This is a genomic window from Candidatus Symbiopectobacterium endolongispinus (assembly GCF_018777385.1).
Classification (GTDB): domain Bacteria; phylum Pseudomonadota; class Gammaproteobacteria; order Enterobacterales; family Enterobacteriaceae; genus Symbiopectobacterium; species Symbiopectobacterium endolongispinus.
This window is the reverse complement of record NZ_JAFJYB010000002.1, coordinates 713,692-734,665: the sequence shown is the minus strand read 5'-3', so window position 1 is coordinate 734,665 and position 20,974 is coordinate 713,692. Positions and strand designations below refer to the sequence as shown.

The following is a 20,974-nucleotide window of genomic DNA, read 5'->3' as shown; positions in this document are numbered from 1 at the left end:
GAGAAATTGCCCCATTTTCCTTTCCTCATCGTGGCCGTTTGGCACACAGAATACTGATTATCTATCCGGATCGATGTCCGGCCTCTTGGTTGAAAACACTGATGTTGTGTCATGTATTGATGCAAAAAAATAGCCGATGCTAGTGAAGCGTCGGCTATTTACAGGGCGCGTATAATGCCCTAATCGGGGTGTTCTGACAAGCTATAGTGTTATTCTTAATGACATTAGGTGGTATTCTTGCCGACATAAATGTAAAAAAATATTATTCTACCGGGCACTGTCCGGAATCAATCCTGAAAACGCTTTCTTTTTTGGATTTGCAAGCGCTCCAATTCATAGATCACTTGCTGCAAATCGCGCTCCTGGGAGGCCGAAAGCGCCGGGAATTTAAAGCTCAGTCGCTTCATCACTTTCACTTCGCCTTTGCTGTCAACGACCTTACTGTCAGTCTGCCCCACCAGTTGCATATCGACGCAAAAGAAGCCGTATTCATCCAGATCCATCTCGACATTTTCCAGAATGTCGCCCTGAGACATCACGTCGCTCATGTCACGTTCGGTAAACAGCCCTAAACCACCGAGGGAAATATCTTTGATTTCAAACTGAAACGGCGTCTTATCCACCAGTTCACAGCGACACAGCAGCGGTGGCCACACTGGCGTTGTAATACGAAAATAGTTTCTGCGCTGTATGTAGAAGAGTTCCGGCGGTACCTGGGCCGTGAACGCCGGTAGACCTTGAAAATTAACAGTGCGGGCAATGCTGGATTTGAATTCTACTTTTGCGCCCGCCGGCTCAGCCACGAAAGCAAGATCGCCCGCGTACAACGCGCGACTGTTTTCGGTTTCCACACCACCGAGGTCGAAAACAAAGAGGTTATCGTCTGACAGTACATCCAGAATCTTGCTGATAAATTGCCCGCGCGCATGATTGACCATCACAGTAATATCATTTTTTTGCAAGTCGCGTAACGTCGCGCAGATAGCCAGTTTATTGCGCTTAACAAACTGTTCTTTGGAATTCTGTTCCACCACACCTATCCCCGTCATGAAATGAATGGTCTATGCACATCGGCAGCCAATCGCATGAAAAAAACATCACATCAGTATCGGCAACGGATTATTAAACTTTAGCTCAGCCGTAGCGACCCTATCATTGCATGGCGTGCGGGACATGATGCTGAACCTCTTAACGTTACGGTGTGGAGAGGCCTGGCGTCAAGCCAATACGTATCAGGCATTCAGGCCAACATGGTATTCAGCAACACAAGCGCCAATGACACGCTCAATGCACCGCCAACGCGGGTAGCGACTTGTGCGAAAGGCATTAATGCCATCCGCTCTCCCGCACTCAAAATGGCGACATCTCCCGTTCCTCCCTGCCCACTCTGACAACAAGAAATAATGGCAACATCGATAGGATGCATGCCAATCTTTTTGCCCACCAGAAATCCAGTCATCACCAATGACAGCACGGTGGAAACAATCACCAGCAGATTCGCTAATGTCAGGGCCTCTTCCAACGCTTGCCAGGATCTCATCGCAACCCCTACCGCAAACAGAATCGGATAGGTCGCCGCCGTCTGAAAGAATTTATACACCACCTGCGAGCCTGCCAGCAGTGAGGGTGAAATCCCGTTTATCAGTTTCAGCGCGATCGCCAGAAACAGCATACCAACCGGAGCGGGCAACCCGCAGACTCGGAATATTTCCACCCCCACCATGTAGAGCAGTATGGCGAGTAGCTCTCCCGCAGCGATAGACGCTAATTCGGGCTTCGCGCTGCCCACACCAGGCTGCGCAGACAAGGCGGGCGTGCTGTTGCTGAGGTTCATGTTGTCAGACATCAACGCCCCCTCTCCGGTCAGATGTGGAAAGCGCTTGCCGAGTTGATTCAATATTCCCGCCAGGGTAATGGCGGTGAGGCTCCCCAGCATCACGATGGGCAACATATGACCCAGTGCTTCGGCCTGATCCTGATTCAGCAGCAGCGCGTAGCCAATTGAAAGCGGAATCGCCCCTTCGCCAATCCCCCCGCCATAATGGGTAACACTAAAAAGAAAAACAGATGAAACGGATCCATCCCCAGAGCGATGCCCACCGCCATCCCCGTTAGCATGCCAACCACTTCACCGCATAACATGGGAATAAAGATGCGTAATAATCCTTGAATCAAGGTATTGCGGTTCATACTGAGTGTACTGCCAACAATGATGCAGCATATGTAGAGATACAGAATATTGCTGTCGTGATAAAAGGTACTGACTGATGCCACCACCGCCTGTGGTAACAGTCCGTAATAAACCAAGGCTGAGGGAATAGGGAATAAAGGTGGCGCAAATGGCAGCGGCCCCCATTTTGCCTACCAGCGGTAAACGGCGGCCAAATTCGCCACAGGCGAACCCGAAAAATGCCAGGGTCACAACCATCACGACAATATCACTTTATAAGGTATCGTTGACGCAATTCAGGGCTACTAATCCACCAGCCAGAATAAAAAGTGGTAGCGGAATCACACCAACTTTATAATCGTGCCAGATAAGCTGCCATTTATTTTTCAGTAAATCTGGTCGATGATCCTTATCAACCCGTCTGACAGAATGAATATTATCTTTCATGTTCACCGCCATTGTATTATTGCTATCTACAAAAATAGAATGCGTTGACATCGCCTGTAGGATGCAGTGGAACGTGACGGATAATAACCTGTCGACGATCAAACAATCACCGCTATGGGTTTCCTGATCTTCTTGGGCACGATGAGAGGGAAATAAAAATAATAGCACTGCGGTCAATAACGCCGCCTTTTGATCATGGCATTTGGCGTATTGGCTCTCCGCGACACGTAAACACTATATTAATTCCGATAATTTTCTTTCAAAAAACGCAAATATAAATACCGAACAATGCTTTTTTATTTCATTAACTACCGCAACAGCGCGCTGCGATTATTTTCATCGGCCGATTAACGCAGCCACGGTGAACACATCGCCCCAGTCAACGGGGATAGTGCCGATGATAGCGCGCGGCTAACCTCTCTCTGTGCGTTAGTCTGTGCATTTGCCCAGCAACATATGGGCACCCCGCTGGAAATATCAATCCTTATCACATATTCATCACCTGCTCAGGCTACACGCTAAATTCGCACCCTGCCGCCACCGATAACGTAACAAATGACAATAAAAGACCTGCCACATCGCTCAATCAACACCGTCACGCAAGGGGCATCTCCATGGGATTATTCAACAATGCAGTGAAAAACATTAAAATTTCGCACAAGCTCTATTTGGGCTTCGGCGTGGTATTGCTGTTAGTGGTGTTGGCTTCTTCGCTTAGCGCCATGCGCTTTCATGACATTCGTATCATCTATGAAAAAACCAATCTGATTTACAACATCAACATCGAAGTCTTTCAGGCAAAATCAATCGACTCAAATATTTTTATACCCCCGATGATGCCACCCAGACCGTGCTAAGCAATTTCATAAAACATGCCGCCGAACTGACGCAAAGCGCGCATTCACTGCCCTGGCGCCCTGAAGAGCAGAACGATCTGCAAGCGCTAGAACGTATCCTGGCCGATTTCCAACAGGCTATAAAAGAGATGACCCTGGCGTCTCAGAATACCGTGGCGTTAAAAAAACAGATTGCCGAACTGGACGGTCAGGACGCCATTCAGCGTTTTCGCGACGGCATTGCTGCGCAGCCATTAGGGCTGTCAGAGTACCAACGTGCAGATGATATCGCCTACCTGAGCGCGGCACTCAAGCAGTTAGCCAGCGTGCTGTATCAAAGCGACACCGACGACGCGGCAAAGGCACTGGATACCCGTTATCAGGCGGTGCTGCCGACGCTTCCCGCAGAGACGCATGGACTGCTCGATAAGCTTTGGCGCTATACGCAGCGCTACGTTACGCTGCATCAGGAGCACCACAGCGCAATGGCGACGTTGAAGAAAACCGAAAACGCAGTAAAAGTGGGTGGAGACAAAAGCAGTGCGGTGATTAAATCGCTGATTGCCTCTATCAAAGATCAAAACGACCGACTGGCCTACGGTTCTGCCTATATTACGCTGGTGATAGGCGCGATTGCCGTGTTGATCGGTATGTTGATCACCTTTTATATCGTGCGCCAGATTTCACGCCCAGTGCAGCGGAACGGATCGCTAGCGGTGATTTGACCGCCACCATCCAGTCCGACAGCAATGATGAACTGGGTAGACTCACGGCAGCCATGGCGCAAATGAATAACCGATTACATCACGTGATTGCCGATGTGCGCGACAGTGTTGGCCGGGTATCATCTTCTGCGGCAGAGATTGCCGCAGGCAATAGCGATCTGGCTTCGCGCACCGAGCAACAATCGGCCGCTGTGGTCGAAACCGCCGCCAGCATGGAACAATTGACCTCAACGGTAAAAAACAACACCGATAACGCGCGGCATGCCAGCCAAATAGCGTCTAAAGCCGCGCAAAATGCACAGAAAGGCGGAGAGGTGGTGCGCAACGTTGTCACTACCATGGATGATATCGCCGCCAGTGCCAAAAAGATTGCCGATATCACGACTGTGATTAACGGCATCGCGTTCCAGACCAATATTCTGGCGCTTAACGCCGCGGTCGAAGCGGCACGCGCTGGTGAGCAAGGACGCGGCTTTGCCGTAGTGGCGGGTGAAGTGCAAGCCCTTTCGCAACGGAGCTCCCAGGCCGCCAAGGATATTGCCGCGTTAATCAATGAATCCGTGGAGCGCACCGGCGTGGGCAGTAAGTTGGTGGCGGAGGCCGGACAATCCATGGAGAGCATCGTCAATTCGGTCGCTCGGGTAAACGACATCATGGAAGAGATTTCGTCAGCCTCGGAAGAGCAGAGCCGTGGCATTGAACAGATCTCACGCGCCATTACGGAACTGAACAGCACCACGCAGCAAAATGCCACGCTGGTTAGCGCGTCGTCCTCCAGTGCTAACTCGTTGGAAGAACAAGCTATTGTGTTGACGCAACTGATGGCAACCTTCCGGCTTGGCGATACGCAAACGGCGCCACCGTCGCGGCTGGCGCGTCATGCAACCCAGGCTCTGCCAGCAAAAGCGCCGGTTGCAGGCAATGCGCAGGATTGGACGCACTTCTGACGCTGACTTGACTGCCGCGGGTAAACACCGCGGCAGTCAACAGAGGCATGATGGAATCACTTACCAGGGCATGGTCATGGGATCGGGGTATTGGTACTCAAACCCCAGTTCACGGCAGATACGCTGCCCGTCAATGATTCGCCAGCCTTGCTCACTCTCGGCGTTAAATTGCGGAGGCACAACGCCGAGACGATGCGCCTGTTCAATGTAAAACGCACGCTTGCTGGGATGCTGTGGCGCGCAGAGATTATAGCGATGGCCACCCGCAGGCAGTTGTAACAAGAGCTCAATCGCAGCAATCACGTCATCGCGATGCACCAGGTTAACGCCGACATCCCCATCGGGAAGATTGGTTTTCCCCGATAAAAAGCGTCCGGGGTGTCGATTGGGTCCCACCAGTCCAGCCAGTCGTAGAATATCCACTGAGGTATTGGGCAAGGCGTGCAACCATTGCTCTAACTGTACCAGAACATATCCCGCTGCCGTTTCCGGATGCAACGCAGAGGACTCACGCATCGTCCCTGCGCCTTTTCCATACACCTAAGTCGAACTGGTAAACAGGATGCGCGGAACGCCGTGCGCCAACGCACCGTTCACCAATTGTTGAACGGCCAGTAGATAGTTCTTCCCCCCCTGCGCCGTGCGGCTGGCGGGGAGCGTGATCACTAAAGCATCGACATTCAATACGCTGTCGAGATCGTCGGTATCACACACCAACTCAGGCGTTAAGTGCAACGCATAGCAGGCAATCCCACTCATGCGCGCCGCTTCCACACCGTCAGCCGTGGTTTTCGTCCCCGTTACCCGGTAGCCACGCGCATTGAGCGCTAACGCTAACGGCATGCCTAGCCACCCTAATCCTACGATTGACACATTTTTCATCGACATCACTCCCGGCTGTCTGAGGTTACCTTCTATTCTACTCTCGAATTGCCGCGTCGTATCCGACAAGACAACTTTTCGCTTACTCTGCCCACGGCGCGACCAGGAAAAATGCAGCGTTGCGTAAAACCCTAGCATCGTTCTAACCCGCACCATTCACTGGCAGATTATCCTATTTAATCCGTTAACCGCCGACGATAATGTGACTATTTATCATTGCAGTTACAAAATTCGCTTGTGCTTTTTCCGTAAATAAATGGAGCGACGCTGCGCGTAACAAAAAAGGTTGCACAACGACAGTGAGATGGTTTAGGTTTATTGGCAATGCAATTAGTGCTGTTTATTTAAGAGAATTTTTTATGTTACGCGTTCTGTCAAATCACCATCATCCTGATTAGTCTTTAAGGCCGTTGGTGGTGGAAGACGTTCGGATCTTCCAGTGGCGCAGAACCTAAAGAGAGCCCTCGGAAGATCATCTTCCGAGGGCTTTTTTATGGCCCAATGATGAACAAAAAGTGGTGGTTAGCAGCGCATCCATTTTGACAGGTAAAAGAGGTTTCCATGCTGGATAAAACACGTTTACGCATTGCAATGCAAAAATCAGGCAGACTGAGCGATGATTCCAGGGAATTGCTGGCGCGCTGCGGTATTAAAATTAATTTACAGCAGCAGCGTTTAATCGCGTTTGCAGAAAATATGCCTATCGATATCCTGCGTGTGCGTGATGACGATATCCCTGGTCTGGTAATGGACGGTGTGGTCGATGTGGGCATCATCGGTGAAAACGTGCTGGAAGAAGAGTTGCTCAACCGCCGGGCGCAGGGGGAAGACCCGCGTTATTTTATGCTGCGTCGCCTCGATTTTGGCGCTTGCCGCCTGTCACTGGCCATGCCGCTGGATGAAGACTACACCGGCCCACAGTGCCTTGATAACAAACGTATCGCCACCGCTTACCCGCACCTGCTGAAAAAATACTTCGACAAACAAGGGATCAATTTTAAATCCTGCCTGTTAAACGGTTCAGTGGAAGTCGCGCTGCGCGCCGGGTTGGCCGATGCCATTTGCGATCTGGTGTCTACCGGTGCCACGCTGGAAGCAAACGGTCTGCGCGAAGTCGATGTTATCTACCGCTCCAAAGCCTGCCTGATTCAACGTGACGGCGAGATGCCCGCCGAGAAACAGCAGTTGATCGATAAACTGCTGACCCGTATGCAAGGCGTCATTCAGGCGCGCGAATCGAAATACATCATGCTGCACGCCCCGAGTGAGCGTCTTGATGAAGTGATTGCCCTGCTGCCTGGTGCAGAACGTCCGACTATCCTGCCGCTGGCGGGCGATCAAAGTCGCGTTGCCATGCACATGGTCAGTAGCGAAACCCTGTTCTGGGAAACGATGGAACGGCTCAAGACGCTGGGCGCCAGTTCCATTCTGGTGCTGCCTATCGAGAAGATGATGGAGTAACCGCCATGACCAGTCGCAATTTCGATACGCTTATTGAGTGGGAACAGTACACTGAACAAGAGCGCCAGCAGTTGCTGACACGCCCTGCCATTTCGGCCTCCGATCGCATCACTCGCAGCGTGAACGAGATTCTCGATCGGGTAAAAACCGAAGGTGACAGCGCACTGCGTGCGTTGAGCGCCCAGTTTGACGTGGAGAGCATTCGCGTTACGCCGGAGCAAATTTCTGCCGCTGCCGCGCGACTGGGCACGGATATCAAACAGGCAATGGCAATCGCCGTCAGTAATATTGAGACCTTCCACAACGCGCAGCGTTTACCGCCCGTCGATGTGGAAACCCAACCGGGCGTGCGCTGCCAACAAGTAACACGCCCTATTGACAGCGTCGGCCTGTATATTCCAGGTGGCTCAGCACCGCTGTTCTCCACGGTGCTGATGCTGGCAACCCCGGCGCACATTGCCGGATGTCGCCGTGTGATTCTCTGTTCGCCACCGCCGATTGCCGATGAAATTCTGTATGCCGCCCAACTGTGCGGAGTACAGGAAGTATTCCAACTGGGTGGGGCACAGGCCATCGCCGCGATGGCGTTTGGCACCGAGAGCTTTCCCCGCGTCGCCAAGATTTTTGGTCATGGCAATGCTTACGTGACCGAAGCCAAGCGTCAGGTGAGCCAGCGTCTGGACGGCGCGGCTATCGATATGCCTGCCGGGCCTTCCGAAGTGTTGGTGATCGCCGACAGCGGCGCAACCCCAGCGTTTGTGGCCTCCGATCTGTTATCGCAGGCAGAGCACGGCCCGGACTCCCAAGTGATTCTGGTCACGCCGGATGCCGCATTGGCCCGCGCCGTCGCGCAGGCAGTGCAACAGCAGTTAGCCAAGTTGCCGCGTGCAGAGATCGCGCGTCAGGCGCTGGACAGCAGCCGCGCCATTGTGGCGCGCGATTTAGCACAGTGCATTGACATCAGCAATCAGTACGGCCCTGAGCACTTGATCACTCAAACCCGCGACCCAGAAGCGCTGGTTGCTCGCATCACTAGCGCAGGCTCTGTGTTCCTTGGTGACTGGTCACCGGAATCCGCAGGGGATTACTCCTCTGGCACCAACCACGTACTGCCGACCTATGGCTATACCGCCACCTACTCCAGTCTTGGGCTGGCGGATTTCCAGAAACGGATGACCGTTCAACAGTTAACTGCGCAAGGTTTTCTGCGTCTGGCGCCTACCATTTAGGTGTTGGCTCAGGCGGAACAACTGGTCGCCCACAAGAATGCCGTCACACTGCGCGTCGCTGCCATGAAAGAGAAGGAGTCCCAATGAGCATTGAACAACTGGCACGTGCTAATGTACGCACACTTACGCCGTATGGGCGGCAAAGGTGATGTGTGGCTCAATGCCAACGAATATTTCCAGGCACCGGAATTTCAGCTCACCGCACAGACATTGAGCCGTTATCCTGAATGCCAGCCACCTGTTGTCATTGAGCGCTATGCTGCCTACGCAGGAGTGAAGCCGGAACAGGTACTGGTCAGTCGTGGCGCAGACGAAGGGATCGAACTGCTGATCCGTGCTTTTTGCGAACCGGGTCAAGATGCCGTGCTTTATTGCCCTCCCACCTACGGCATGTATGGCGTCAGTGCGGAAACCCTGGGCGTTGAACGCCGCACGGTGCCCAGCAAAGCAGATTGGCAGCTAGACTTGCCCGCTATTGCAGACAATCTCAATAACGTAAAACTGATTTACGTGTGTAGCCCCAACAACCCAACTGGCAATGTCCTTGACGCAGACGATCTGCGCAAGCTGTTGGCATTGGCTGTGGGCAAAGCGTTGGTAGTGGTGGATGAAGCCTATATCGAATTCAACCCTGGCTCCACGGTTGCAGGCTGGCTGGCAGACTATCCGCATCTGGTGGTGCTGCGTACCCTTTCCAAAGCGTTTGCGCTGGCGGGGTTGCGTTGCGGTTTTACGCTGGCGAATGAGCCCGTGATCGCGCTGTTGCTGAAGGTCATCGCACCTTACCCGCTTTCAACGCCGGTGGCAGATATCGCCGCGCAAGCGCTGGATGACGCTGGGATCGGTACGATGCGTGAACGCGTCGCAGAGATTGCTGAAAACCGCGCCTGGCTGATGGCCGCGCTGGCACCGTTACCTTGTGTGGAACAGGTGTTCGACAGCGCCAGCAACTATATATTGGTACGTTTCGCCGCCGCCAGTAATGTCTTCAAAACACTGTGGGATCAGGGCATTATTTTACGCGATCAGAACAAACAGCCCGACCTTTTCGGATGCCTGCGCATCACTATCGGCAGCCGTGGCGAATGCCAGCAGGTGGTTGCCGCACTGCGCGCCTTATCCGGCACTAACGAGTAATCTTCAGGAGCAGACATGGGGCAGAAATTTCTTTTTATTGACCGCGACGGCACGCTGATTGCCGAGCCGTCGCAAGACTTCCAGGTTGACCGTTTAGATAAACTGGCACTGGAGCCTGCCGTCATCCCTTCCATGCTGAGCTTGCAGAAAGCCGGTTTCAAGCTGGTGATGATCACCAATCAAGACGGGCTTGGCACACCCAGTTTCCCGCAAGAAACGTTCGATCCGCCGCACCAGTTGATGATGCAGATTCTTACCTCACAGGGCATTGAATTCGAAGAGGTGATGATTTGTCCTCATCTTCCGGCTGATAACTGTGCGTGTCGCAAACCTAAAACCGCGCTGGTGGATGCCTTTTTGCAACAGAACCCGATGGACAGCGCCAACAGTTACGTGATTTGCGATCGCGAAACGGACGTGCAGTTGGCACAAAACATGGGGATCACCGGATTACGCTATCAGCGTGATGGACTTGACTGGCAGACCATCACCGACAAGCTCACCCAACGTAACCGCCATGCACTGGTGAATCGCGTGACGCGGGAAACCGCCATTAATGTCGAAGTGTGGCTGGATCAGGAAGGCGGCAGCAAGATCCACACCGGCGTCGGTTTCTTAGACCACATGCTCGACCAGATTGCCACCCACGGTGGGTTCCGTATGAACATCGATGTGAAAGGCGATCTTTACATCGACGATCACCACACAGTGGAAGACACCGGTCTCGCTTTGGGCGAAGCACTTAACAAAGCGCTGGGCGACAAGCGTGGCATCGGTCGTTTTGGCTTTGTGCTGCCGATGGATGAGTGTCTAGCACGCTGTGCGCTGGATATTTCCGGACGTCCACATTTGGAATATAAAGCCGAATTTAACTACCAGCGCGTAGGCGATTTAAGCACGGAAATGGTCGAGCACTTCTTCCGCTCGCTCTCCTATGCCATGGGGTGCAAGCTGCATTTGAGAACCAAAAGCCGTAACGATCACCATCGCGTAGAAAGCCTGTTCAAAGTGTTTGGCCGCACGCTGCGCCAAGCCATTCGTGTGGAGGGTGATACCCTGCCCAGTTCGAAAGGGGTGCTGTGATGAACGTGGTGATTCTCGACACTGGTTGCGCCAATCTCGCCTCCGTCACCTATGCGGTGTGTTGACTGGGCTATGACCCGGTGGTGAGCCGCGATCCTGAGGTGGTGCTACGCGCCGACAAACTGTTTCTACCCGGTGTCGGCACCGCACAGGCCGCCATGGACCAACTTACCGCCCGTGACTTGATTCCGCTGATCAAGGCCTGCACTCAACCAGTGCTCGGTATCTGTCTCGGCATGCAACTGCTCGGCTCTGCCAGCGATGAAAATGGTGGGATTGATACGTTGAATATCATTCCAGCTGCGGTAAAAAAAATGCAGGAGCGCGGCCTGCCGCTACCACACATGGGCTGGAATCAGGTCACACCGCAGGCAGGACACCGTCTGTTCCAAGGCATTGATGAAGGTGCCTACTTCTACTTTGTGCACGGCTATGCCATGCCGGTATGTGCCAACACCATCGCACAAGCAGAGTATGGTGAAGCCTTCACCGCCGCAGTGCAGAAGGACAACTTCTACGGCGTGCAATTTCACCCAGAACGCTCTGGGGCCGCCGGCGCTCAGTTGCTGAAAAACTTTCTGGAGATGTAATCAGCATGATTATCCCCGCACTCGACCTTATCGACGGACAGGTGGTTCGTCTTCATCAGGGTGACTATGGTCAGCAACGCCAGTATGGCAGTGATCCCCTCACCCGTTTACAAGCCTATAAGCAACAGGGCGCTGAAGTGTTACATCTGGTGGATTTGACCGGCGCAAAAGATCCCGCGGCACGCCAGATTCCGTTACTGAAAACCCTGTTAGCTGGCGTGAGTGTGCCAGTACAGGTGGGTGGCGGTATCCGTACCGAGCAAGATGTCGTTGCACTGCTAGAAGCCGGAGCGACCAGCGTCGTGATTGGCTCTACCGCCGTTAAACAGCCAGAGTTGGTACAGGCGTGGTTTACCCGCTATGGTGCTGATGCGTTGGTACTGGCGCTGGATGTGCGCATTGATAATGCAGGAGTCAAGCAGGTTGCGATCAGTGGCTGGCAGGAAAATTCCGGTATCACGCTGAGCGGTTCCAACGTAGAACTCTATCGCGCGGTATGCCAACGCTATCCACAGATTGCGTTCCAGGCTTCTGGCGGCATTGGCGGGTTGCAGGATATCGCCAATCTGCGTGGCAGCGGTGTGAGAGGCGTGATCGTCGGACGAGCGCTGCTCGAAGGCAAATTCAATGTAACGGAGGCCATCGCATGCTGGCAAAACGGATAATTCCCTGTCTCGACGTGCGTGACGGTCAGGTGGTAAAAGGGGTGCAATTCCGCAACCATGAAATCATCGGCGATATCGTTCCGCAAGCGCAGCGTTATGCTCAGGAAGGCGCAGACGAACTGGTCTTTTACGATATCACCGCATCGTCTGACGGACGTGTGGTCGACAAAAGCTGGGTATCCCGCGTGGCAGAAGTGATTGATATCCCTTTATGCGTAGCCGGTGGCATCAAAAGTGTCGAAGATGCCGTGCAAATCCTCTCGTTCGGTGCTGATAAAATTTCAATCAACTCCCCAGCGCTGGCCGATCCTACCTTGATCACTCGCCTTGCCGATCGTTATGGCGTGCAGTGCATCGTGGTCGGTATCGATACCTGGTATGACAGCGTTACTGGGCGTTATCATGTGAATCAGTATACCGGTGATGAAAGCCGCACCTGTGTTACCCAGTGGGGAAACGCTGGATTGGGTGCAGGAAGTGCAACAACGTGGTGCTGGTGAAATTGTGCTGAACATGATGAATCAGGATGGCGTACGTAACGGTTACGATCTGGAACAGCTGAAATTGGTGCGTGAACGCTGCCATGTTCCATTGATCGCCTCTGGCGGGGCCGGTACACCTGAGCACTTTTTACACGCCTTTGAGCAGGCTCAAGTGGATGGTGCGCTGGCCGCGTCAGTATTCCATAAGCAAATCATCAATATTGGCGAATTAAAGCAATACTTTAAGCAACAAGGTGTGGAGATTAGAGCGTGTTAAGCCAACAACAGAAGGCCCAACTTGATTGGGAAAAAACCGACGGGATGATCCCCGCCATTATGCAACATGCGGTATCCGGTGAAGTGTTGATGCTGGGGTACATGAATCAGGCAGCGCTGGAAACGACTGAACAGGGCGGCAAGGCCACCTTTTATTCCCGCACTAAGCAGCGGCTGTGGACCAAGGGAGAATCCTCCGGCCACTTCCTTAACGTAGTGAGCATTACACCAGACTGTGATAATGACAGCCTGTTGGTACTGGCGAACCCCATCGGCCCGACCTGCCACCAAGGCACCAGCAGCTGTTTTGCCACGGCACAGCACGAGTGGTTATTCTTGCATCAGCTCGAGCAATTGTTAGCGAGTCGTAAACAGGCAGACCCGGCTAGCTCTTATACCGCAAAACTGTATGCCAGTGGCACCAAACGCATTGCGCAGAAAGTCGGCGAAGAAGGGCTGGAGACCGCACTGGCCGCCACCGTACACGATACCGAAGAGTTGACTAACGAAGCCGCCGATTTGATGTATCACCTGCTGGTGTTGTTGCAGGATCTGGATCTGGCAACCATTATCGGCCGACTGAAAGCTCGTCATAGCAAATAGTAGTATCACTGCAAGGGAAATTGCGGCCTGGCCCGGAATTTCCCTTTTACCCTTCAGCAACAACCTACAGCGGCGCGTGTGTCAGTAGTGCCGATGCTGACAATGTGGTCCCCGGCAACGGTTGTGCACGCCGCACTTTAAAGGTATCCATCGCCAAAATCAGCTGCCTTGATTGATCCTCCAGCGAACGGGTTGCCATCGTCGCTTCCTCTACCAGCGATGCATTTTGCTGTGCAACCACTTCCATCTGTGTGACCGCAATATTGACCTGATCGATACCGCGGCTCTGTTCCTGGGATGCCTGAGCGATTTCCTTCATCAACGCGTTAACGTTAATAATCTGCGTTGAAATGGCGGACATGGTTTCACTGGCCTGAGCCGTCAGGGTTGACCCTTCGCTGACGCGCGTGTTGGAGTCCACGATCAGCGCATGAATCTCTTTTGACGCTTGCGCGCTGCGCTGTGCAAGCGTTCTTACTTCGTTGGCCACTACCGCAAAACCACGCCCTTGTTCACCTGCACGCGCGGCTTCCACCGCTGCGTTCAACGCCAGTATGTTGGTTTGGAACGTAATGCCGTCAATCACCCCGAGGATATTACTAATGCTGTTGGCGCTGGTCGCAATCTCCCGCATTATTACTTCCTGTACCACTTTGTTGCCCTGCTGCGCCGTTTGCGCCACATCTTCTGCCAACGCATGTCCCTGGCGTGCATTGTCCGCATTGTCCGCATTGTTGCGCACCGTGGCCGTCAGTTGCTCCATACTGGCCGCGGTTTCCTGCAACGAAGCGGCAGACTCCTCGGTGCGGCGTGATAAATCTTCATTGCCTTGCGCCAGTTCACGGCTACCTACATCTATCTGCTCGCTGGCTTCCCGCACACGCACCACTGAATCTGATAACGACAGCTGCATATCGTGCAATGCGCTGTTTAAGCGCCCCAGCTCATTCTTTGCCGATGCGGGCAAGGTTTGGGTTAAATCACCCGCAGCGACAAATCCCAGGTGGTTGATGGCACTAGTGAGCGGTTTGAGCAGCAACGCGCGCAGCATCAACCATGACACCACAATCAACACTACTACAGCGGCGCAGCTCGCACCGATAAGCCACAGCATACGCACCAGACCTTCTGAAGCCTGCGTTAGCTGATTGACCCCGGCCTGCTGGGCATAGTCGAAATAGGTTTTGTTGGCTTTATCAAAGATGGTCCCAAGTTGCTTGAGTTGGGTGACCTGATATTGGTAATAACGCTCAATGTCGCGACTTTTTAGCGCATCGAGCATCGGTAAAATGCCATTTTCGTAATAATTTTTATAGGCTTGGGCGATATCCTGAGCCAGTATTTCTCCCTGCCCGGTGCCCTCGGTTGCCGCAAAAAAGCGATCAAGATCGTCCTTCGCTGCACTGGCATATTGCCCGGAACGGCCCGCACGACGCCATGGCATCATCCCACTGCTGCGTTTCCAACGCGCGAATCGCAAAAGAAGCCGCTACACGCACGCGCTGCATATTGGTGTTACTGCTCGCCAAATTGCCCAGTTCCACGCCCTGAATACGATTTAGCACCACGAGCGCATCGTAACTTTTATTAATGGCAATGATCCCCGTGGCACTTACCAGCAACAATAGAGCAGCCATCACCCCGAGCAATGCTAATAACCCTGTACGAATCGATATATTTTTCAACATGTTATTCCCTTACAAAGTAAACCATAGACTTAATAAGGTTATCTAAATATTTGCACGATCGCGCAGTTCTTTACCTGGTTTGAAGTGGGGAACATATTTACCTTCCAGCTCCACCTTTTCACCGGTTTTCGGATTGCGCCCAACGCGTGGTGCACGGTAGTGAAGTGAAAAACTGCCGAACCCTCGGATCTCAATGCGATCACCATCAGCCAGCGTTGCCGCCATCTGCTCGAGCATATCTTTCACTGCATCCTCAACCACCTTGGCCGGGATATGAGATTGCTGTCCAGCAAGTCTTTCGATCAGTTCAGACTTGGTCATAATTCCTCCAAGTGCGTGGTTATATCAATATTGGATAGCCACGATTGACTTACTACCGTAACAGAATGAGCCAGCCGCATGGCCGACTCAACCCACCCTATTACTCGCCTTTAGCTGCTTTGAACGCCTCAGCCATTGCGCTGGAGAAGTTACCTTCTTCCTGTTTGTTGTTTACGGTAGCGATAGCGTCTTTCTCATCCGCTTCGTCTTTCGCACGTACAGACAGGCTTACAACACGGTTTTTACGATCAACACCGGTGTATTTGGCTTCGACTTCATCGCCTACGTTCAGAACCAGCGTAGCACCTTCTACACGGTCACGAGATGCTTCAGAAGCACGCAGGTAACCTTCAACGCCATCTGCTAATTCAACTGTAGCACCTTTTGCGTCAACAGCAGTGACTTTACCCGTTACGATCGCACCTTTTTTGTTCAGTGACAGATAGTTATTGAACGGGTCTTCCGCCAGTTGCTTAACGCCCAGGGAGATACGCTCGCGCTCTGCGTCAACTTGCAGAACAACAGCGGCGATTTCGTCACCTTTCTTGTATTCGCGAACGGCTTCTTCGCCAGCCACGTTCCAAAAGATGTCAGACAGGTGTACCAGACCATCAATACCGCCATCCAGACCGATGAAGATACCGAAGTCAGTGATAGACTTGATCTTACCTTCTACGCGGTCACCCTTGTTGTGGGTTTCAGCGAACAGCTGCCACGGGTTGGATTTGCATTGTTTCAGGCCCAGGGAGATACGACGACGTTCTTCGTCGATATCCAGAACCATAACTTCAACCACGTCGCCCACGTTAACCACTTTGGACGGATGGATGTTTTTGTTGGTCCAATCCATTTCAGATACGTGTACCAGACCTTCAACGCCTTCTTCGATTTCTACGAAGCAGCCGTAATCAGTCAGGTTGGTCACACGACCGGCCAGACGGGTGTTTTCCGGGTAGCGCTTAGCGATAGCAACCCACGGATCCTCGCCCAGCTGTTTCAGGCCCAGGGACACACGAGTACGTTCGCGGTCGAACTTCAGCACTTTCACAGTGATCTCATCGCCAACATTGACGATTTCGCTCGGATGCTTAACGCGTTTCCACGCCATATCAGTGATATGCAGCAGACCATCAACGCCACCCAGGTCAACGAATGCACCGTAGTCAGTGAGGTTCTTAACGATACCTTTAACTTCCATGCCTTCTTGCAGGTTTTCCAGCAGTTGATCACGCTCAGCGCTGTTCTCGGATTCGATAACGGCACGGCGGGAAACGACAACGTTGTTGCGTTTCTGATCCAGCTTGATCACTTTAAACTCAAGTTCTTTTCCTTCCAGGTGCAGCGTGTCGCGAACCGGGCGAACGTCAACCAAAGAACCCGGCAGGAACGCACGGATGCCGTTCAGTTCAACCACCGTGAAGCCGCCTTTCACTTTACCGTTGATAACACCGGTAACGGTCGCAGCTTCTTCGTAGGCTTTTTCCAGCATCAGCCAGGCTTCGTGGCGTTTCGCTTTCTCACGAGACAGCAGGGTCTCGCCGAAACCGTCTTCTACCGCGTCCAGGGCAACGTCAATTTCGTCACCCACCTGGATTTCGAGTTCGCCTTGTGCGTTTTTGAATTGCTCTACCGGAATGGCAGATTCAGATTTCAGACCGGCGTCAACCAGTACGACATCTTTATCAATAGCAACGACAACGCCGCAAACGATATAACCCGGACGAGTTTCGATTTCTTTCAGCGATTCTTCAAAGAGTTGAGCAAAAGATTCAGTCATGTTGTTAATCTTAAGGGTTTCAATTTAACGTCCATCTGGCATCCTGCTTGATGGGGTTGTTTCACATGCCCTGCTGTTATCCTTACAACAAGGTAAAAAACAATGCTATACCGCGCCTCAATCAACTCTGTGATTGAGCAAGGATTTCACGCGCATAACTGAGCGATTTCGCAATAACGTCATCAATAGACATATCGGTCGAATCCAACACCAGCGCGTCTGCGGCAGGGACTAACGGTGCTACCGGACGACTCTGATCGCGCGCATCCCGTTCTTTTATCTCGGACAAAAGACGTTCAAAGTTAACATTAAAGCCTTTTTCCTGCAACTGTAGCATGCGTCGTTGTGCACGTTCTTCCGCGCTGGCATCCAAAAAAATCTTCACAGGCGCATCGGGGAACACCACCGTACCCATATCGCGGCCGTCCGCGACCAGTCCCGGCGCTTCGCGAAACGCACGCTGCCGACGCAATAAGGCTTCTCTCACACGCGGAAAAGCGGCCGCCTGCGAGGCAGTATTACCGACCGTTTCATTACGAATTTCGTTACTGACGTCCTCACCTTCCAGAATCACTTTCAATTGCCCGTCCTCAGCAACGAAACGCACGTCAAGGTGCGACGCCAGCGGCACTAACGCTTCTTCCGAACCGATATCAACCTGATGATGTAAGGCAGCCAAGGCGAGCACGCGATAAATCGCGCCCGAGTCCAACAAATTCCACTGCAATGTTTCTGCCAACGCCTTGCACAGCGTTCCCTTGCCTGCGCCACTCGGCCCATCAACCGTTATTACCGGTGCCGTTACCGCCATATCTTTCTCCTATTACTCGGGTCAACCGCGAGGTCTGTTACGACTTACGGTGCCTCATTATACGCGCCAACGAGCAAAACCGTTAACCTAACACCCGGAGAAAGATAAAATTTCAGAAGATGCCTTACAAAACTGAGGGCGGGCATAGGCCCGCCCTACAGGGAAAGTGCAACTACCGTCCGGTTATTAACCGTGGCTCAGACGCGCCAACTGTTGAAAATAGTCCGGGAAAGTTTTTGCCGTACATTTGGGATCGAGAATGGTCACTGGCGTATCGGATAATGCCACCAGCGAGAAACACATCGCCATACGGTGATCGTTGTAGGTGCCGATCCCGGCAAAACGTAACTGAGGGGCAGGCGTAATACGAATATAATCGTTCCCCTCTTCCACCGCCGCACCGACTTTGCGCAGCTCAGTCGCCATTGCCGCAAGACGATCGGTCTCTTTTACGCGCCAATTGTAGATATTGCGCAGCGTCGTGGTGCCGCCTTCGGCAAACAGCGCGGTCGTGGCAATCGTCATGGCCGCATCGGGGATATGATTCATGTCCATATCGATGGCATGTAACTCACTGCGCTGACACTCGATATAGTCATCACCCCGACGAATAATGGCACCCATTTTTTCCAGCACTTCAGCAAAACGGATATCGCCTTGCACGCTGTTGCGCCCCACGCCCGTGACACGGACCGTTCCGCCTTTAATGGCCGCCGCCGCCAAAAAATAGGAAGCGGAAGAGGCATCACCTTCCACCAGATACTCACCTGGCGCATGGTATTGCTGGTTGCCCTGTACGCTGAAGTACTGGTAATTCTCGTTGTGCACCTCAACGCCAAAATCTTTCATCATGCGCAGCGTGATATCGATATAGGGCTTGGACACCAGATCGCCTTTGATACTGATGCGGGTGTCTTTGCTCGCCAACGGCGCTGTCATCAGCAACGCGGTCAGGAACTGGCTGGAGACGCTGCCATCCACAGCGATCTCACCCCCCTGGAAACCGCCGTGCAGGCGCAATGGCGGATAGTTGGTCTGCTCAAGGTAGTCGATGGTCGCGCCACCTTGGCGCAACGCATCTACCAGATGGCAGATCGGGCGCTCTTTCATACGCGGCTCACCGGTCAAAACAATATCGCTTTGCGTCAAGCATAACGCGGCGGCCAGCGGACGCATCGCCGTGCCCGCATTGCCAAGAAACAGTTCTAACGGTTGCGACGCGCTGAACGGTCCACCAATACCAGTGACGTCGCACTCGGTGCGGCTGGGCGAAAGCTGATATTGCACGCCTAACAGTTGCAACGCGTCCAGCATATGGCGAACGTCATCGCTATCGAGCAGGTTTTTCAAACGCGTCGTCCCCGTTGCCAATGCCGCCAGCAACAAAGCACGGTTAGAGACGCTTTTCGAACCGGGAAGGTTAATCACGCCATCGATCAGGGAAATAGGCTGTAGGGTAATGGATTCCTGCATGTAACTCTTAACTCCGGTCATCAACATAAGAAACCCCGGTACACACCGGGGTTTACTGGAAACAAGTTGCCGCTTTACGTTCTGCGGCAACGGTACGACCTGCAACGCCGCGGGCAAACCACGGCGTCACTCGCTGCGGTATTAGCCGTGGCGACGTTCAAAATCCGCCATAAAGGCAGTCAGCGCCTGTACACCTTCCAGCGGCATCGCGTTGTACAGCGACGCACGCATCCCTCCCACGACGCGGTGGCCTTTCAGCGCATGCAACCCAGCCGCTTTAGACTCTTCCAGGAACAGTTTATCCAGCGCGTCATCACCGAGCAGGAACGGCACATTCATGCGTGAGCGGTTGGCGGCCAGCACGTCGTTACGGTAGAAATCGCTGCTATCGATAGCGCCGTAAAGGTGATCCGCTTTCTCGCGATTGCGTTTTTCCATTTCTACCAGGCCACCCTGCTCTTTCAGCCATTTGAATACCATGCCAGAAAGGTACCAGGCGAAGGTCGGCGGTGTGTTGTACATGGAGTCATTGTCCGCCAGGATTTTGTAATCCAGTACCGACGGCAGCACGCTGCGGGATTTACCCAACAGGTCATCGCGCACAATAACTAAGGTTAAACCGGCAGGGCCAATGTTTTTCTGCGCACCGGCATAAATCACGCCGAAACGGCTGACATCGATCGGGCAGGACAGGATGCTGGAGGAGAAGTCAGCAACCACAATCTTGTCGCCAAAGTCAGGCGTTTCTTCAATTGCCAGACCATCAATGGTTTCATTCGGGCAGTAGTGCACAAAAGCGGCATCGTCAGACAGAGCCCATTCACGCATCGGTTTGGCGGCGCGCAGGCCGTCAATGCGGGTTTTCACGTCAATAACGTTCGGTTTGCAGTATTTTTCCGCTTCGTTTATCGCACTGTGCGCCCAATAGCCGCCGTCGATATAGTCAGCTTTAGTGCTGTCACCCAGCATATTGAGTGGCACGGCCGCAAACTGAGCGCGCGCGCCCCCTTGGCAGAACAGCACTTTGTAGTTGGAGGGGATCTTTAACAAATCGCGCAGATCCTGCTCGGCTTCCGCCGCCACCTGCATAAATTCTTTACTGCGGTGGCTGATTTCCATTACGGACGTTCCCAGCCCACGCCAGTTACACAACTCTTGCTCGGCACGACGCAGCTCTTCAACCGGCAGCATGGCTGGACCGGCGCTAAAATTGAAAACTTGTGTCATTTCCCCTCACCACGTGTTTAGCACGACTATTTTTAACGTTTTGTCTGTTTTACAGCGACTATTATGATTTTTTGCAACAACCACGTTGGCTATTTGCAGCAGCCATCATGGTTTTTTGCAGCAACAGTCATCATTTGTTTTTAT

At 52.9% G+C, this 20,974-nt stretch carries 13 protein-coding genes, 8 pseudogenes and 1 other annotated feature; of the genes and pseudogenes, 9 read left to right on the top strand and 12 right to left on the bottom strand.

What is annotated here, in order from left to right; translation table 11 throughout:
• Positions 1-287: 287 nt before the first annotated feature.
• From JZM30_RS10345 to JZM30_RS10335, 4 genes and pseudogenes are all read right to left on the bottom strand, one after another.
• The gene (locus tag JZM30_RS10345) at positions 288-1,034 is read right to left on the bottom strand and encodes a flagellar brake protein (RefSeq protein WP_252318552.1); all 747 of its coding nucleotides are present in this window, start codon (positions 1,032-1,034) and stop codon (positions 288-290) included.
• A gap of 206 nt (positions 1,035-1,240) precedes the next feature.
• Positions 1,241-2,274 (bottom strand): annotated as a pseudogene (locus tag JZM30_RS10340) (2-hydroxycarboxylate transporter family protein).
• Positions 2,275-2,380: 106 nt separating this feature from the next.
• Positions 2,381-2,428: pseudogene (locus JZM30_RS24730) on the bottom strand (hypothetical protein); the annotation flags it as partial.
• A gap of 15 nt (positions 2,429-2,443) precedes the next feature.
• The gene (locus JZM30_RS10335; RefSeq protein ID WP_252318551.1) at positions 2,444-2,794 is read right to left on the bottom strand and encodes a hypothetical protein; all 351 of its coding nucleotides are present in this window, start codon (positions 2,792-2,794) and stop codon (positions 2,444-2,446) included.
• A 437-nt stretch (positions 2,795-3,231) separates the two neighbouring features.
• Here JZM30_RS10335 and JZM30_RS10330 point away from each other — a divergent pair.
• Positions 3,232-5,125: pseudogene (locus tag JZM30_RS10330) on the top strand (methyl-accepting chemotaxis protein).
• Positions 5,126-5,185: 60 nt separating this feature from the next.
• On the opposite strand, the pseudogene JZM30_RS10325 reads toward JZM30_RS10330, so the two are convergent.
• Positions 5,186-6,007: pseudogene (locus tag JZM30_RS10325) on the bottom strand (SDR family oxidoreductase).
• 374 nt (positions 6,008-6,381) lie between these two features.
• Positions 6,382-6,502 (top strand) — a sequence feature (His leader region).
• A gap of 66 nt (positions 6,503-6,568) precedes the next feature.
• On the opposite strand from JZM30_RS10325, the gene hisG reads away from it, so the two are divergent.
• The 8 genes and pseudogenes from hisG (at position 6,569) to hisIE (ending at position 13,533) form a co-directional block, all read left to right on the top strand.
• Positions 6,569-7,468, top strand: coding sequence for an ATP phosphoribosyltransferase (gene hisG, locus JZM30_RS10320; RefSeq protein ID WP_252318550.1), 900 nt, complete (start codon positions 6,569-6,571; stop codon positions 7,466-7,468).
• 5 nt (positions 7,469-7,473) lie between these two features.
• Positions 7,474-8,784: pseudogene (hisD, locus tag JZM30_RS10315) on the top strand (histidinol dehydrogenase).
• Positions 8,781-9,834: pseudogene (hisC, locus tag JZM30_RS10310) on the top strand (histidinol-phosphate transaminase). Before hisD ends, hisC begins: the two co-directional pseudogenes overlap by 4 nt.
• A 15-nt stretch (positions 9,835-9,849) precedes the next feature.
• Positions 9,850-10,917 carry a bifunctional histidinol-phosphatase/imidazoleglycerol-phosphate dehydratase HisB gene (hisB, locus tag JZM30_RS10305; protein ID WP_252318549.1) on the top strand — a complete coding sequence of 356 codons (1,068 nt, stop codon included), beginning with the start codon at positions 9,850-9,852 and terminating at the stop codon, positions 10,915-10,917.
• Positions 10,917-11,507, top strand: a pseudogene (gene hisH, locus JZM30_RS10300) (imidazole glycerol phosphate synthase subunit HisH). The gene hisB and the pseudogene hisH overlap by 1 nt, the downstream one beginning before the upstream one ends.
• 5 nt (positions 11,508-11,512) lie before the next feature.
• Positions 11,513-12,172, top strand: a complete 660-nt coding sequence (locus tag JZM30_RS10295) for a 1-(5-phosphoribosyl)-5-[(5-phosphoribosylamino)methylideneamino] imidazole-4-carboxamide isomerase (protein WP_252318548.1) — start codon at positions 11,513-11,515, stop codon at positions 12,170-12,172.
• A pseudogene (hisF, locus tag JZM30_RS10290) lies at positions 12,154-12,931 on the top strand (imidazole glycerol phosphate synthase subunit HisF). Before JZM30_RS10295 ends, hisF begins: the two are co-directional and overlap by 19 nt.
• A complete protein-coding gene (gene hisIE / locus JZM30_RS10285; RefSeq protein WP_252318547.1) occupies positions 12,925-13,533 on the top strand; it encodes a bifunctional phosphoribosyl-AMP cyclohydrolase/phosphoribosyl-ATP diphosphatase HisIE in 609 nt (202 codons plus the stop codon). Before hisF ends, hisIE begins: the two are co-directional and overlap by 7 nt.
• A gap of 64 nt (positions 13,534-13,597) precedes the next feature.
• Here hisIE and JZM30_RS10280 read toward each other — a convergent pair whose 3' ends face one another.
• The 7 genes from JZM30_RS10280 to serC all read right to left on the bottom strand — a co-directional run bounded on the left by JZM30_RS10280 (position 13,598) and on the right by serC (position 20,830).
• The gene (locus JZM30_RS10280; RefSeq protein WP_308167151.1) at positions 13,598-14,980 is read right to left on the bottom strand and encodes a methyl-accepting chemotaxis protein; all 1,383 of its coding nucleotides are present in this window, start codon (positions 14,978-14,980) and stop codon (positions 13,598-13,600) included.
• Complete coding sequence (locus JZM30_RS23925; protein WP_308167150.1) at positions 14,916-15,221, bottom strand: Tar ligand binding domain-containing protein; 306 nt, start codon at positions 15,219-15,221, stop codon at positions 14,916-14,918. The genes JZM30_RS10280 and JZM30_RS23925 overlap by 65 nt, the downstream gene beginning before the upstream one ends.
• A gap of 42 nt (positions 15,222-15,263) precedes the next feature.
• A complete protein-coding gene (gene ihfB / locus JZM30_RS10275; RefSeq protein ID WP_252318546.1) occupies positions 15,264-15,542 on the bottom strand; it encodes an integration host factor subunit beta in 279 nt (92 codons plus the stop codon).
• A 100-nt stretch (positions 15,543-15,642) separates the two neighbouring features.
• On the bottom strand, positions 15,643-17,319 hold the full coding sequence (gene rpsA / locus JZM30_RS10270) for a 30S ribosomal protein S1 (protein ID WP_252318545.1): 1,677 nt from the start codon (positions 17,317-17,319) through the stop codon (positions 15,643-15,645).
• A 121-nt stretch (positions 17,320-17,440) separates the two neighbouring features.
• Positions 17,441-18,130 carry a (d)CMP kinase gene (cmk, locus tag JZM30_RS10265; RefSeq protein WP_252318544.1) on the bottom strand — a complete coding sequence of 230 codons (690 nt, stop codon included), beginning with the start codon at positions 18,128-18,130 and terminating at the stop codon, positions 17,441-17,443.
• Positions 18,131-18,316: 186 nt separating this feature from the next.
• On the bottom strand, positions 18,317-19,603 hold the full coding sequence (gene aroA, locus JZM30_RS10260; RefSeq protein WP_252318823.1) for a 3-phosphoshikimate 1-carboxyvinyltransferase: 1,287 nt from the start codon (positions 19,601-19,603) through the stop codon (positions 18,317-18,319).
• A 141-nt stretch (positions 19,604-19,744) separates the two neighbouring features.
• Entirely contained in the window at positions 19,745-20,830 is a 1,086-nt protein-coding gene (gene serC, locus JZM30_RS10255; RefSeq protein WP_252318543.1) for a 3-phosphoserine/phosphohydroxythreonine transaminase, read from the bottom strand.
• Positions 20,831-20,974 lie beyond the last annotated feature (144 nt).